This is a genomic window from Halocola ammonii, from assembly GCF_049334165.1.
Lineage (GTDB): Bacteria > Bacteroidota > Bacteroidia > Flavobacteriales_D > Sanyastnellaceae > JBEGHD01.
On sequence record NZ_JBEGHD010000002.1, the window covers coordinates 62,410 to 77,971 of the forward strand.

Here is a 15,562-nt window from a genome sequence, read left to right on the forward strand (position 1 = left end):
GCTATTCAATAAGTTTTGCATGTGAAACATCGATTATCTCGTAAGTGTTCGCATTGAAAACATAAGCGTAAACGTACATGTGGCTGTGATCGTATTCTTCACTTACCGTGTGAGGAAATTCATTTTCGAAAGTTAGTCCTGGTGAAGTGATCTGATCGGTGGTTACCAATCCGGTACCTTGAACTCCGTTTACAGCTCCTCGCAGAACATGGCGATGCACGTAGTCTGGAATATTCCCATAAGGATAGTTTGGATCTGAAGGTTGACCCCCAGTTCCATTTTTCTGCCAGTCGACTACGCTGTCTTCTACCATCACGACACTGAGTGAGTACATTCCATCCCACTCTTCGATAGCTTCAGTCGTTGTGCTGATGTTGAGCTCACGACTCGTAGTGTCATAATTCAGAATGATTTCGATTTCCGCAATTTTTGGATCGTCAAGAATGCTTTCTACGGTTGACCTCCAACTCCCTACACCGAGCCAGTAAGAGCCGTCAACCTCGATTCCGCTGACTACACCGAGTGGCATAAATTGTATGTCATATTGGTTTTGTAGTTGGAGTCCAAGCGGAGTCCTGAAATCAGTCACAAATGGATCTCCCGGATCACCCTCAACAGGAGTTGAAAGTCCATCAAGGTCTGGATGAACTCCTAGTACAGTCACTTGCTCTGGATAGTCTTCGTAAATGCCTTCAGCGGTCACAGCAGCGTTCGGGCAGTTTGAGCACTGGTGGCCTGTGAAGTCCATTAGTAGGATGTCTCTTTTCATGGCCACAGTGGTATCAGTTCCACCGCCACCGCCTGTATTCGTGTCCTCAGTTGGGTCATCCACATAGTCGCAAGAAGTGAAAAATGCGAGTGTTATAAATACGGGTAGGAATAAAAATCGAAATTTCATGGCAAATGAGTTTTTAGAAACTACTTGTTATTGTCAAAGTTAAGCCATTTGACGCAGGTACCGGTCGGCAAACACCTCCAACACAGAAGATTCCTGCTCTTCGCTTTCCGTATTCCACGCTGAATCGGTTGCCACCGTTGACATACGTGACAGATCCAAATGGGTAGTGAAGCTTGTTGTCTTCCTTCGGGTTACCGAGGTTGTACTGATTGAGTACAGCAAAAATCCAGTGAGGAGAAACGCTATACTCAAAAACTGCAGCTATCCAGTCTCCCTGGTGTTGATCGGTTCTCATGTATTGGAAAACTGAACGCAGGTTGTGTTTCTTTTTCAACTTCGTGTTGATCTCAGCAATGAAAACGTCAGCGTAAACATTTCCTTTTACTGCTGATCCATCCAGGAAGTAAGCACCCTGGTTCACATCATTGTTGTAAACGAAATTGTAGTAGCTGAATTTCGTCTTCCACATTTTCGACCATTTTTTGTCGAGCACAATGTGAAAATCACTGAAGTTTAGCTGATCTCCGGGAGATAGAAAGTTGTTGGTTCTGTAGCCGTTGCGTTGTCCGTCTTCCACAGAGGCAATGTGCGTGGTGTCCGGGTTGTATGCCTGAGCAAAACTTACGATTACATCCATTCCGTATTTGTTCCACTTTGCATCGCTTCGTGGAATTTTAAAGGCGGTTTCGGCCATGAAGGCGACCTCGCCATTAAACTGTGTGGCATACGGGTAAAAAGTGCCAGCCAGAATGTAGGAGTGCTGGCGAGTCATTGCCGGAAGGAAGTTGATTGTAGCGTCTGTAATCTGAAGACTTCTATCTGGTCTAAAGCTGAAATTGTCTATGGACTTGGCATCAAAGGTGAATGAGAAACCTCTTGTAGCGTATGTCAGATTCATCAGCAGGGCGCGGCCATCCTTGTAAATGTAGCCATTGTCTTGCGATGGGTCATTGATTTTGTAAGCGTACTCACCCATCACGCTGATTGGCCCTCGTTGAACCGTCATGCGGCCAGCCCAGGAACCTACGTTTTCGGGGAGCACCAGGTCAGAGCGATTATCTCGTTGATACTTACTCACGAAGCTTCCCCCGAGGATAACCTGTGTTTTTGCCGAGAGCCACGATTCTTTCAGTTGGTTCACGAAGATTTCACCATCGATTCCCCGAACATAGCCATCGGTGTTTATGAGACCATCGTTGAAGTTGTAGCGCATTTTTCCGTAAACACCTTTCAGGTAGACTCCAGCAAGAGGCGAGTAGTTGACTTTCACTCCATCCATTGCATTGTCGAGTCCGAGGTTTCGCTCCTCGTAGCTGCGAAGTACGAGTCCATTTCCAAACTGCTCATAGAAATTCCCAATCGTCACCGATAGGTTTTCCTGAGTAAAAGCTGCATACCGATAACCCAGTCCTGTACCGGTAAATCTATTAGGATAACCGGCTTGTCTGGGGAGGTAGGATTCGTAGCGAATTCCAGCGCTAAATTTTCCTCTTCGATAGTTGAGGTTAGTAAAAGCATTCATGGTAGCCTGCTCGGGTGGAGTGACAGCGCCAATTGCAGAGTCCTCGTTGTATTGCTGGAAAAGGACCTGGACATTTCCAGAAATTTGCCCCAGGTCGTCCGGCAAGTTTATTTGTTGTTGGGCGAAGCCAAAAATTGGCACTGCCAAAAAAACGACAAGGGAGAGTTGTTTCAAAAGTTTCATTTGAAAAACAGGTTTTGGTCTAAAGAGTCAGGTTGAGAGAGTTTTTGAGATGCTAGCCATTGACCAGCTCCATCACTTTTTCGAATAATTCTTCTTCATCTCCGGGAGTGTATCCATTGTGCTGCCAAACGATATTGCCTTCACCATCAATCAGGAAAGTGTGAGGCACGTTGTTAACGTTCATAGCTCTCTTGAAGTCACCATTTGGGTCGAGGTAAACTTCGTAATCCCATGCCTGAGCATTTACGTAAGGACGAACACGAGTAGAGCTTCGGGCGTCATCAATGGAAATGGCAATCAACTTAACTCCGCTTTCTGCCTGCCAATCTGGGTAGATGTCCGCGATGTTGTTCAATTCTTTTTTGCACGGAGCGCACCAGGTTGCCCAAAAGCTAATGATGATCGGCTTGCCGTTGTTCGAAAATTCTTTGGTGTCAACTGTCTGACGGTTGAGGTCTCTGAGTTGAACAGATGGTAGTTGGCTATCCTGAGCCAATGTTGTAGTCGCAAATAGGATACAGAAGAGAGCAAAAAATGAATATCTAAGCATGAATATTGGATTTAGTGAATTCAGTAAAATAAAGAGTCAGCAGCTCGGATGCAATATGAATACCAAACTACTGACTCTTTAAATAAAGGGATTGAATTATGCTTTATCGTGTTCTGGTGATTCGTTTAGTGATAGCTTCACCATCAATCGTAAAGTTCATGATGTAAACTCCTGGCTCAAGCTCGTTCATGTCGATCACATCTCTGTGCTGACCAGCTTTCATGCTACCAAAGTTTTCAGAGATCACTTGCTGACCTACCATGTTGTAAACAGTCAATGTAACATCGCTCGCTTTTGCAAGGTCGAAGTTCACATTGGTGATTCCGTTTGTTGGGTTAGGGTAGATGCTGAGTGATGATTTAGAATCAACTTCGGTAACTGACGCGGTTGGATCTGTGCGGAATCCATTGAAGTCTTCGTCTTCGTAGTCTCCATCTCCTTCTGCGATAATCCAGTTCTCATCAGTTGAGCCAATGATTTCGTAACCATAATTAGCTGGGTTTCCTGTTGATTGAGGGCCGGTGTAGTACATTCCGTCACCATAATCATCGTAAATTGTAAAAGTAAAGCAATCTGCATCAGAGCCTAGGTTTACTTCATGTTCGTGAGTTTCTAGAGCATCAGCCGAAGTGTACTGGTGAGAATCAATAATATTCCCTGAACCATCTTTGATTTCCCAACTACATTCCTGAGAGTAATAATCAGTAATCACACGAACTGTAATAGTGGAAGATGCGAGATCTGAAGCATTGATGAGCTCAGTATATGAGTCGTTTGTTTCAAGGTCATCTGCTGTAGTGATGTTGAAAGTCACTTCCGTGTCTGATGTTACATTCACAGTTCCAACTTCAACGTCTGCAATTTCGTAAGTAGAAAGATTTCCTGTCCACTCTGTACTGGCAACAACGTTTCCGTTGATCACGGCTTCAATACTTGCTGAAGTTAAATCTTCAGATCCGAGGTTTTGAAGACCAACTTTAAGGTCATAGTCTCCACAAGCAATTGGCTCAGCAGTTTGAGAAGCGGTAAGGCCACCATCAGTTCCTTCTGTAGCAACAGGGCACGCCTGAGCAAAAGAATACAGGTTGGCAACAGATTGTTGTCCTACTTCTGTCACTACTCTACTAGGGCAGATACCATATACAGTTGGGTAGTAAGCCAGGTTGTATAGTCCTGCGATTTGGTCATCATTTGCCATAATGTAAGGTACTCCTACTGTCCAGTCACCAATTGAGTTTCCTCCTCCAGTGATAGTTCCAGCAGGTGTAGATGCATCGCTCTCGATACCCATTACAATCACTTCATCAGTTCCTTCAGGACCGTATTGGTTGTAAAGATCCTTAAGTGCACCAGCGTTTGGGTGACCAGTTCCGGTGTTGTGGTAGTTCCAGCAAGGTCCACACCATACAGCGTAAAGGTCAATAATTACGGTGTATCCCTGATCGAGATAGTCGTAAAGTTCGTGTTGATTACCATCTAGATCTGTGATGGTGAAGTTTGGTGCTATAGATCCATCTTCTAGTTGAGCAGATGAGTTAAAGCTCAACAAGAGAGTCGACACCAGGATAGATGTGAAAAGTAAAAGTCGCTTCATAAGAATAAATTTTGGTTGGTTTCTAAAATTCGATCTCGTAAATGTAAGACATACTTTTCTATTTCGTTATCATTTTCTGCCAAACTATCGAAATGCTAATTTCTGCTTGTTTAAGTGATAGGAATTTCATATTGAGTTCCAGGTTTTGAGTTTAATGTTATTAAACAAAGGTGTTTTGTTGGTTAATCCTGGGTTTTGTTCATTTATAGGAATCCAATATAAATCCCGAAGAGTGTATTTGTGAGTTTCAAATGGTCACCGTTGATTGCTCAGTATGTGGAGTATCGTGATAAATGATTATTGAAATCCTACCAATCTCTGGTCTGCATCAGCTGAATTTTGCCTCTCCCAATTTTTCTCCCTCATTTAATTAATACCTTTAGCGCCTCAAAAAAACTAGCTGAAACATGAGCAAAATCAGGAAGCAAGAGGCGCTGGACTACCACTCGCAGGGTCGAAAAGGAAAGCTGGAAGTGATTCCGACAAAACCTTACAGCTCACAAAGAGACTTATCTCTGGCCTATTCTCCAGGTGTGGCCGAACCTTGTAAAGCGATAGAGAAGAATAAAGAAGACGCTTATAAATACACCATGAAGGGCAACCTCGTTGGTGTGATTTCTAACGGGACTGCTGTTTTAGGTCTGGGAGATATTGGTCCTGAAGCCTCTAAACCTGTGATGGAAGGTAAAGGAGTGCTTTTTAAAATCTTTGCCGATATCGATGTTTTTGACATAGAAGTGGATGCTTCAGATGTCGACAAGTTTGTAGAAACGGTAAAAGCGATCGCTCCAACTTTTGGAGGAATAAACCTCGAAGACATCAAAGCTCCTGAAGCTTTCGAAATTGAAGATCGACTAAAGGCGGAGCTGGATATTCCTGTAATGCACGATGATCAGCACGGAACTGCAATCATTTCAGCTGCAGCTTTACTAAATGCACTTGAACTGGCAGGAAAGAAACTGAGTAAAATCAAAGTAGTTTTTAGCGGTGCTGGTGCGGCAGCTATGTCTTGTGTGAAGCTCTACGAAAGCATGGGGGTGAAGAAAGACAACATCATCATGTTTGACAGCAAGGGCCTGGTGCACGTAGATCGCGATGATATGGATAAGCGCAAAGCTGAGTTTGCTACTAAAAAGAAGGTGAAAGACATGGAAGCTGCCATGAAAGGTTGCGATGTGTTTGTAGGTCTTTCTGCCGGAGGAATTGTCAGCGAAAAAATGGTGAAGTCGATGGCAAAAAATCCTATCGTTTTTGCACTGGCCAATCCCGATCCCGAAATTACTTATAATGCAGCGAGAAAAGCTCGCAAAGATGTGATCATGGCGACTGGTCGTTCTGATAACCCAAACCAGGTAAACAACGTTCTCGGATTCCCTTACATATTTAGAGGGGCTCTTGATGTGAGGGCCAAGGCAATTAACGAAGAAATGAAGATTGCTGCTGTAAAAGCCATTGCCGAGCTCGCCAAGGAATCTGTTCCAGAAGAAGTGAACGAGGCTTACGATATGTCAAACATCACTTTTGGCCGCGAATTGATAATTCCAAAACCACTCGATCCGCGACTTCTTTCGAGGGTTTCTACGGCCGTTGCAAAAGCCGCTGTAGAAAGCGGTGTAGCCAGAGTTGATATTCCCGATTGGGAAGAATACTCAAGGTCCCTCAATGAGAGAATGGGTAAAGACAACAAGTTGATCAGGGGAGTTGCCGAACGAGGAAAGAAAAATCCGAGAAGAGTTGTTTTCGCAGAAGGCGACAACTATAAAATCTTAAAAGCTGCAGAGCAAGCTGTGGACGAGGGTATTTGTCAGCCGGTGCTACTCGGTAATTGCGAGAAGATCAAAGAGCTGATCGAAACCCACAGTCTTGAACTACCCGATGTAGAAATCATCGATCCAAAAGATAAAGCGAACGATAAAAGAGCGGATGCCTTTGCAGTAGAACTCTTCGAGAAAAGAAAGCGAAAGGGTATGACTCTTCTCGAAGCATCCAAGCTTATGCGAGATAGAAACTACTACGGTGCATCTTTAGTTAATGCCGGAGAGGCGGATGCGCTCATTTCTGGGATTACCAGAAACTACGGAAGTGTAATTCGTCCGGCTCTGAGAGTCATCGGAATGGAAGAAGGGGTTTCTCGAGTTGCCGGGATGTACATCATTCAAACCAACCAGGGGCCGGTGTTCTTTGCCGATACTACCGTGAACTACGAACCAACAGCTGACGATCTTGTGAATATTACTTTGCTGGTGGCCGATGCTGTGAAAAAATTGAAAATTACACCGAGAATCGCCATGCTTTCTTACAGCAATTTCGGTTCATCTCAGGGAAAAGATGTGGACAAAGTTCAAAAGGCTGTGAAAATTCTTCACGAAGAGCACCCGCAACTTATTGTGGATGGAGAGCTTCAAGCAAACTTTGCATTGAACAATGACTTGCTCAAAGAGAATTTCCCTTTTTCGGTTTTGAAAAACCGCAAAACCAACACGCTAATTTTCCCAAGCCTGGCTTCAGGTAACATTGCCTACAAATTAATTCAGGAGCTCGGTGACAAAGAAGCGATCGGACCAATTCTGCTGGGGATGAAAAAATCTTTCCACGTACTTCAAATGGGTTGCAGCGTGAGAGAGATTCTCAACATGATTAGAATTGCTGTAGTAGAAGCCCAATCCAAGAGTTGATATTTAATCAAACAAAAGTATCTTAGCCGGCTTATGATTAATCACCTTAAGGGAAAGCTAGTAGAAAAGTCGCCAACTCACTGTGTTGTAGAGTGTTCGGGCGTTGGGTATTACGTTCAGATCTCACTCAATACATTTTCTGCCCTTGGCAAGGATGAAAATGTAATGGTGCTCACCCATCAGGTGATTCGTGACGATGCCCATTTGCTGTTCGGATTTATGTCAGAAGATGAGCGCAGCGTCTTTCGTTTACTGATTTCCGTTTCTGGGGTTGGAGCTTCAACCGGACAAATGATTTTGTCTTCTCTCAACCCCGATGAGGTGAAGAGTGCAATTACTGCTGGCGACTCTGCACTTTTCAAAAGTGTAAAGGGTATCGGTGCAAAAACTGCCCAGCGCATAATCATTGATTTACAGGATAAAATAGATAAGGTAGAAGGTGGAGAAGAAAAAGTTTCTCCATTGGGCAATAGCCTAAAAAATGAAGCGTTAACCGCTTTGTCCTCGCTAGGCTTTGATCAAAAGAAAGCGGGGAAAGTACTAGACCAACTGTTGCAAACCGAACCAACTATTAGTGAAGTGGAGGAGCTTATCAAGCAGGCCTTGAAACGTCTTTAGAAATTGTGGGAAAGTTTAAGGCTATTCATATTGTTCAATCTCTTGGTGTTGTCGCGTGTGTGTCCATAATCTGGACTGCAAGTGCCAACAATTCCTATCTGAAAAAGTTCAAATGGGAAAGAGAGAGCGTGCGCGAAACCGCTGAAGAACCAAATGACGAGTCTCCAGAACCTTCCAGTTACGCAGCTTCTCCAGATACTTCAGGGATAGATTTACCTCTGCCTCACGATCAGGACGGCCCGGGAACCACGGAAACTTCGGGGATCAGCTTGCCGCTTCCAGATAATATCAATGATCAGGTTGTTTACGATCCAGAGACGGGGGAGTACATCATCCAACAATCGATTGGGGACTTCGACTTTAGAAGACCATCTTCAATGACGTTAGACGAATACCTCGATTACGATATCTCCAAAAACATTTCAAAATTCTGGTCAGAAAACCAGGCAGAAGAAGACGAAGCCAACAGAGAGCCTTTTGCTCCTTCGATAACTGTTGATAGCGACAGGTTCAGAACTATTTTTGGGGGCGACAAAATTGAGATTCGTCCACAGGGTTCTGCAGAGCTCACATTTGGTGTGAATGTTTCAAAAACGGAAAACCCGCGAATTCCTGAAAATCAGAGGCAGATCTCTACTTTCGATTTTGATCAGAGAATTCAATTGAATGTAGTAGGTAAAATCGGTACGAAACTCGAGCTTTCTACGAGCTACAACACCGAGGCGACATTCGACTTTGAAAACCAAATGAAGCTCGAGTATACCGGTGATGAAGACGAAATCATCAAAAAGATTGAAGCCGGTAACGTGAGCATGCCACTGCCGACATCCCTGATCACCGGCTCGCAAAGTTTGTTTGGTGTCAAACTCGAGACGCAATTTGGCCGCCTGAGAAACACCACGGTTTTCTCACAGCAAAAAGGTGAACGAAAAGAAATTGAAGTTGAAGGCGGAGCTCAAACAAAGTTGTTCGACATCAAAGCGGACGACTACGAAGCGAATCGTCACTACTTCCTTTCTCAATTTTTCCGCGATCAGTACAACGATGCCCTTTCCAGTTTGCCGGTTGTAAATTCCGGAGTGAACATTACCCGACTAGAAGTTTGGGTGGTGAACAATCAGGCGAATACCGAGGAAGTTCGAAATGTGATTGCCCTCACCGACCTTGGTGAGTATCCTGGGCCACTGCCTCCAGATATCGAGGACGAACCTGGAGATCGATACATTTCTGATGGACTCCCAATTCCTCAGCTCACTGATGGTCCGGAGACAAATGTGAATCCGAGCAGATACCCTGACAACAGCCAGAACGACATTTACTACGACATGGTGAATAATCCTGACGTGCTTGGTTTTACCAATGCCAATCAGGCTATTCAGCAAATGAACATGGGCTACCAACAGGGGATTCACTACGAGCGAGTGGGGAATGCCAGAAAGCTCGACCCAAGTGAGTATTCCTACAACTCTCGCCTTGGTTTTATCTCACTTCAGCAGTCGCTCAACAATGCCGAGGTACTTGCCGTTGCTTTCGAGTACACAATCAATGGAGAAACGTATCAGGTAGGTTCGCTTTCTCAGGATGGACTTGCAGCTCCGAATGCGCTCATCCTGAAGATGCTTAAAAGTAGTATCACCAGTCTTCAGTCTCCAATGTGGGATTTGATGATGAAAAACGTGTACAACATCGGAGCCTACGGAGTGAATCGCGAAAACTTCCGCCTCGGTGTTTGGTACAACAACCCTGCTACTGGGGTCGACATGAACTACATCCCTCGCGAGCCCATCGATGGAGAGCTTTTCCTCCAGGTGCTCAACATGGACCAAATTGACGTCAATAATCAGCCGAATCCAGATGGTGTGTTCGATTTTGTAGACAATGCCGCAACGCAGGGAGGGACGATAAACTCCGAAAATGGACGAGTCTACTTACCGGTGGTGGAGCCTTTTGGGGATTGGCTACGCGAGATTTTTGAAGAGGGAAACCCTAACCCAGAAAGTGTGATCAACAGTGTGGTTTTTGAGCCGCTCTACGACTCGACCAAAACAGCAGCGCAACAGATTCCAGCACTCAACCGATTCAGTCTTAAGGGTGAGTTTCAGTCGTCTTCATCTTCCGAAATTCCACTTGAGGCATTCAACATTCCCGAAGGATCTGTGACGGTTACTGCCGGTGGTGTTCAGCTTGTTGAAGGTCAGGACTACTCTGTAGATTACAATCTGGGTAGAGTACGAATTTTAAATGAAGGTCTGCTCGATTCCGGAACGCCAATCAAGATCTCACTCGAGAGTAACTCGATGTTTAACATCCAGACCAAAACCATGATTGGTAGTAGGTTTGACTACACGGTGAATGACGATCTGAACATCGGAGCTACAATTTTGAATTTGCGTGAGCGCCCATTGACTCAAAAAGTGAATATTGGAGATGAACCGGTGAACAACACGATCATCGGGTCTGATGTGAGCTATCAAACTGATTCGGATTTCCTGACCAGAATGGTCGACAAGATTCCGTTCATCGATACCAAGGCCACTTCGTCTATCGATGCCAATGCGGAGGCAGCTTACTTCATTCCGGGTCACTCCAGGGCCATTGGTCGAGATGGAAATTCTTACCTCGATGATTTTGAGGGAAGCCAGTCTTCGATCGATGTGCGTTCTGTGAATCAGTGGTTTTTGGCGAGCACTCCAAAAGGTCAGCCGGAGCTTTTTCCGGAAGCTACCTACGAGGATTCTCTGATTTACAACTACAACCGCGCTAAGATGAGCTGGTATATCATCGACCCGCTTTTCTTTAGAGATAACAGTTTGACTCCACCAAACGTGGACAACGAAATGCAGAGTGATCACAGAATGCGTGAAATTCTGCAAAGTGAGGTTTTCCCGAACAGACAGCTACCGACAGGAACTCCACCGAACATTCCCACGCTCGATCTTTCGTACTACCCTGAAGAAAGAGGTCAGTACAACTACGATCGACCCAATGGAACCAACGAGACTGCCGGTCTGAATCCCGATGGTACTCTTGCGGATCCTGAGTCTCGTTGGGGCGGTATCCAAAGACCACTGACCACCACAGATTTTGAGGCTAGTAACGTGACTTTCATTCAGTTCTGGGTGATGGACCCCTTCAATGCCGATTCTGAAAACGAAAATGGTGGTGATCTTTACATTAACCTCGGTAACGTTTCGGAAGATGTGCTCAACGATTCGCAGTTGAGTTTTGAGAATGGTTATCCTACACCAGAGCAGGATTATCCAGTGCTTGAGTCCGTATGGGGATTCTATCCCGATCCTTCCACTTTCAACGTGGTTAGTGCATTTGACAATACTTCAGGAACTTATGTCCAGCAGGATATCGGTCTGGATGGATTGAATAGCAACAATCAGAACTTGATAAGTACATCGGAGTCTGAATTCTTTGCCGATTGGCTGGCTGAAGTACAGGGCTTTTCACAGGATGCTTTCAACAACTATGTTGAAGACCCTTCTGCTGACGACTATGCTTACTACAGAAGTTCTGCTGCTGACGATGCCGAGCTAAATATTCTGGAACGCTACAAACAATACAACGGCTACGAAGGAAACTCCAACACGGCTACTCCAGATGGGTATCCGATTGCGGCTACTACCATTCCAAACACCGAGGACATCAATCAGGACCTCACTCTGAGTACTATCGAAAGTTACTACCAGTACAAAGTGAGCATGCGTCCACAGGATATGGGCGAAGGAAACATCGGGCAGAATTACATCACCGACTCTTTTGAAACAACGGTTCAAACTCAAAATAACCAGAACAGAACCGTTCGTTGGTACCAGTTCCAAATTCCAATTCGCGACTTTGAAAAACGTATTGGGCAGATTCAGGATTTCCGTTCGATTCGATTCATGAGGATGTTTATGAAAGGTTGGTCGGAGCCGGTGACGCTGCGTTTTGCACAGCTCGAGCTTGTGCGAAGTGAATGGCGTGCCTATCAGGACGATTTGCGTGAACCGCAAGAGGTGGAGCCTACCGACCCGGAGCCGACTTCGTTCAATATTGCCGCAGTAAACATCGAGCAAAACGGAAACCGCGATCCAATTCCATATGTGGTTCCTCCGGGGATTCAGAGGGAAATTGACGTGGCAACAGCAAACCAGCGTTCGCTGAACGAGCAGTCGATGGCTCTCGAAGTCTGTAATTTGGCAGATGGCGATGCCCGGGCCGCTTACCGGAATATAAACTTCGATATGCGGATGTACGAGAAGCTGAAGATGTTTGTTCACGCGGAAGCTGCAGGTCAATTTGAAGAATTGGAAGACAAAGATATTTCTGTGTTTGTCCGGCTAGGTAGCGACTTTGACGAAAACTACTACGAGTACGAAATTCCGCTGGAAGTAACGCCATGGGGAACTAACGATGATGATGCCATCTGGCCCGAGGCAAACGATGTGGAGGTTGAGTTCGACCAACTTCAAAATCTGAAAATATCGAGACCGCAGGAATTCCCGACCACTCAGGAGTTTTCAGAGATAAATGGAAAAGCCAGGCTCACAGTAAAGGGAAATCCAAACCTGGCCAACGTGGTTACCGTGATGGTCGGGATACGAAATCCGCAACAGGAAAACAATCCGTTTGCCAGCGATGATGGACTTTCCAAGTGTGGAATTGTTTGGGTGAACGAGCTTCGACTAACCGACTTTAACCAGGAAGGTGGATGGGCCGCACAGGCAAACGTGAACGCAAAGTTGGCCGACTTTGCCAATGTTTCTCTTGCCGCCAACATCAGTACTCCAGGGTGGGGAAGTTTGGAGCAGACTGTTCAGGATCGTCAGCAGGAAACCATCAAAGGTTTTGACGCCTCGGGAACCTTCCAGCTCGGTAAGTTTTTCCCGGAAGAATCCGGAATTCAAATACCGATGTACGTGGGATATTCGGAGCAAGTGACCAACCCACGCTTTGATCCACTTTCGCCAGACATCGAGTTTGACGACCAACGAAACTTAACCGGTGACGAGAGGAGAGAGCGTCTAAAAATATCTCAGGAGTTTACAAAAAGAAGGAGCATTAACTTCACCAATGTCCGCATCGGAAATCCCGGTGGTGGAGGAGGCGGTGGCCCGGGTGGCTCTCGAGGTGGTCTCGGTGGAGGCCGTGGAGGTGCCGGAGGTGGCGCTGGTGGCGGTGGCGGCAAAAGCCGATTCTACGACATTTCGAACTTCACGCTGTCTTATGGCTACAACGAGGAGTTCTACAGAGATATCAATACGGCTTTCCGTCTGACGAAGAATTACACGGGTGCACTCGGCTACAACTTCTCGAACCAACCGACAGAGGTTAAGCCATTTGCCAATATCGGCTTCATCAAGCAATCGAAATTTTTGAAGTTCATTAAAGACTTCAACTTTTATACCGGAGTGAAGCAGATTGGCTTCAGAACGGACATGGACCGGTTGTATGAAACTCAGCGAATTCGAAATAACACTGAATATCTTTTCGGAATTGAAACCGATGTGTTGATCAATACGCAGGTGCTGAAGTCCTGGAACTGGAACAGGCAATACAACTTAAAGTACGATTTAACCAACAGCATTTCCTTCGACTTCAATGCGAATAACCAATCGTTGATTAGAGAACCACAGGGGGTTATTAACAGAGACGACCGCGATTCTTACGAAGCCTACCGCGACTCAGTGATGAGCAGCATCATGGAATTTGGAGAGACTACGAATTACAACCATTCGGCAAGGCTCAACTACAAGCTGCCGCTGGATAAGTTTCCTCTTCTCGACTTCCTCGGGGCGGATGCTTCTTACACGGCTTCATACCAATGGGAAAGAGCACCTTTCTCCCAGGATACTCTTGGTAACACTATCCAAAACTCGCGAAATCTGTCGCTCAATGCTCAGGCCAACATGACTACCCTTTACAACAAGTGGAAGTTTTTGAAAGATATCAATACCGGGCAAAGAAATAAAGACGACAAAAAAGAAGAAGAAGTCTCCAATCAGGATAAAGACGGATTTGGAAACGTAGAAGATGAAGAGGAGGACAAAATCAGTATCGATCCGGTTCAGGAATTTTTCAGACTATTGATGATGGTCAAAACCGTATCTGGTACCTATTCCAGAAACGAAGGTTTGTTGCTTCCCGGTTACGGCCGAAGCACCACTGTTCTGGGTATGGATGATAACTTCAATGCGCCCGGCATTGGTTTCATTGCAGGTCAGCAGAACACAAATATTTGGGGCGAAGAAGTTCGGAATATCGCCCTCGAAGCTGGTCAAAATGGCTGGCTTGTTCAGCAGCAATTCCTGAATACACAGTACAGCGAAACTTTCAACGAATCGTTAAATCTTCGAGCAAGCCTCGAGCCGATAAAGTATCTGAAGATCGATCTGGATGCGAACCAAACGACCACAACCGGGCTTACCAGCTTCTTCCGCTACGATCCAGAAACTGACGAGTACGTTTTTGACTCGCCTATGGAAACCGGGAGTTTTTCCAGTTCTATCATCACCTGGGCTACGGCATTTGAAGAGCAACCGGAAAACAACGTGTCGCAGGCTTTTGAAACACTCCTTGACAACAGAAGGCTGGTGTCTCAACGACTCAATGCGGAATACCACAACTTCGGAACAGATTCGCTGCAGAACAATGGATTCTACTCCGGTTGGGGGCCAACTTCGCAGAATGTTGTGATTCCAGCATTCCTTGCGGCTTACACCGGTCGTGATGTGAATGATGTTGCACTCAATCCTTTCCAGTCGAAGATGATGCCGAACTGGCGAGTGACTTACAATGGATTGACTAAAATTGAAGGTATCAAGAAGTTCTTCAAGAACTTCTCGTTGAACCACAGCTACCGTTCAACAATGACCACCAACTACACCACCAACCTCAACTACGAAGAGGATGCACAGGGTAATCCAACTGCGTTTGACCAGTCTGTAGATTTCCCGAATTACATTCCCGAACGAGTGATCAACACAGTGAGCATTAGCGAGCAGTTTTCGCCACTCATCGGTGTGGACATGACCATCAAAACTGCTAACAACAACAATCCGCAACTGAGAGTCGAGTACAAAAAAGACAGAACGCTCTCCTTGAGTTTGTCGAACAACCAGGTGACCGAAAACCGTGGTGAAGCACTCGTGATAGGGATTGGCTACACGATTCCAGAAATTCCGAACCCATTTATCAAGCGTAACAGAAAAAGTCGCCTTGGAGTGGAAATGCTCGAGAACTCACCGCTGAACTTGAGGGCTGACCTCACCATTCGCGATAACCTCACGGTAATTCGAAAAATGGAAGAAAGACAAAACCAGGTAACTGCAGGTCAAAAAATCATTTCGATTAAAACTTCTGCAGACCTGAGCGTGAGCAACAAACTAACAGTGAGAGTCTTTTACGATCAACAGCTTACCCGCCCTAAAATCTCCACTTCCTTCCCCACTTCCAATATCAATTCAGGAATTGCCCTGCGTTTCACTTTGAGTCAGTAACACTGGTTGAAAAAAATGTGTGAGAGCGGGGT

7 protein-coding genes are annotated in these 15,562 nt (G+C 45.5%); 3 read left to right on the plus strand and 4 right to left on the minus strand.

Translation table 11 applies throughout. The features are described 5' to 3' along the window. Position 1: 1 nt before the first annotated feature. From ABHV44_RS02480 to ABHV44_RS02495, 4 genes are all read right to left on the minus strand, one after another. Positions 2-898 (minus strand): Omp28-related outer membrane protein, encoded by an 897-nt coding sequence (locus tag ABHV44_RS02480; RefSeq protein ID WP_459073063.1) that lies wholly within the window; start codon positions 896-898, stop codon positions 2-4. Positions 899-911: 13 nt separating this feature from the next. Then, positions 912-2,603: a DUF6029 family protein gene (locus ABHV44_RS02485; protein ID WP_459073064.1), complete on the minus strand. Its 1,692-nt coding sequence runs from the start codon at positions 2,601-2,603 to the stop codon at positions 912-914. Between the two features lie 52 nt (positions 2,604-2,655). Then, positions 2,656-3,153, minus strand: coding sequence for a TlpA family protein disulfide reductase (locus tag ABHV44_RS02490; RefSeq protein WP_459073065.1), 498 nt, complete (start codon positions 3,151-3,153; stop codon positions 2,656-2,658). Between the two features lie 103 nt (positions 3,154-3,256). Beyond that, positions 3,257-4,747 carry a T9SS type A sorting domain-containing protein gene (locus tag ABHV44_RS02495; protein WP_459073066.1) on the minus strand — a complete coding sequence of 497 codons (1,491 nt, stop codon included), beginning with the start codon at positions 4,745-4,747 and terminating at the stop codon, positions 3,257-3,259. Between the two features lie 407 nt (positions 4,748-5,154). Here ABHV44_RS02495 and ABHV44_RS02500 point away from each other — a divergent pair, with 407 nt between their 5' ends. The 3 genes from ABHV44_RS02500 to sov are packed head-to-tail and all read left to right on the plus strand — an operon-like array spanning position 5,155 to position 15,530. Further along, positions 5,155-7,422, plus strand: a complete 2,268-nt coding sequence (locus tag ABHV44_RS02500) for an NADP-dependent malic enzyme (RefSeq protein ID WP_459073067.1) — start codon at positions 5,155-5,157, stop codon at positions 7,420-7,422. 33 nt (positions 7,423-7,455) lie between these two features. Further along, positions 7,456-8,040 (plus strand): Holliday junction branch migration protein RuvA, encoded by a 585-nt coding sequence (gene ruvA, locus ABHV44_RS02505; protein WP_459073068.1) that lies wholly within the window; start codon positions 7,456-7,458, stop codon positions 8,038-8,040. A gap of 5 nt (positions 8,041-8,045) precedes the next feature. After that, positions 8,046-15,530, plus strand: coding sequence for a T9SS outer membrane translocon Sov/SprA (sov, locus tag ABHV44_RS02510; RefSeq protein ID WP_459073069.1), 7,485 nt, complete (start codon positions 8,046-8,048; stop codon positions 15,528-15,530). The last annotated feature ends 32 nt before the right edge of the window (positions 15,531-15,562 follow it).

What these genes read in the sequence shown, in the direction of transcription:
- ABHV44_RS02480 (WP_459073063.1), bottom strand. Translation starts at nt 898, where the DNA reads ATGAAATTTCGATTTTTATTCCTACCCGTATTTATAACACTCGCATTT.
- ABHV44_RS02485 (WP_459073064.1), bottom strand. Translation starts at nt 2,603, where the DNA reads ATGAAACTTTTGAAACAACTCTCCCTTGTCGTTTTTTTGGCAGTGCCA.
- ABHV44_RS02490 (WP_459073065.1), bottom strand. Translation starts at nt 3,153, where the DNA reads ATGCTTAGATATTCATTTTTTGCTCTCTTCTGTATCCTATTTGCGACT.
- ABHV44_RS02495 (WP_459073066.1), bottom strand. Translation starts at nt 4,747, where the DNA reads ATGAAGCGACTTTTACTTTTCACATCTATCCTGGTGTCGACTCTCTTG.
- ABHV44_RS02500 (WP_459073067.1), top strand. Translation starts at nt 5,155, where the DNA reads ATGAGCAAAATCAGGAAGCAAGAGGCGCTGGACTACCACTCGCAGGGT.
- ruvA (WP_459073068.1), top strand. Translation starts at nt 7,456, where the DNA reads ATGATTAATCACCTTAAGGGAAAGCTAGTAGAAAAGTCGCCAACTCAC.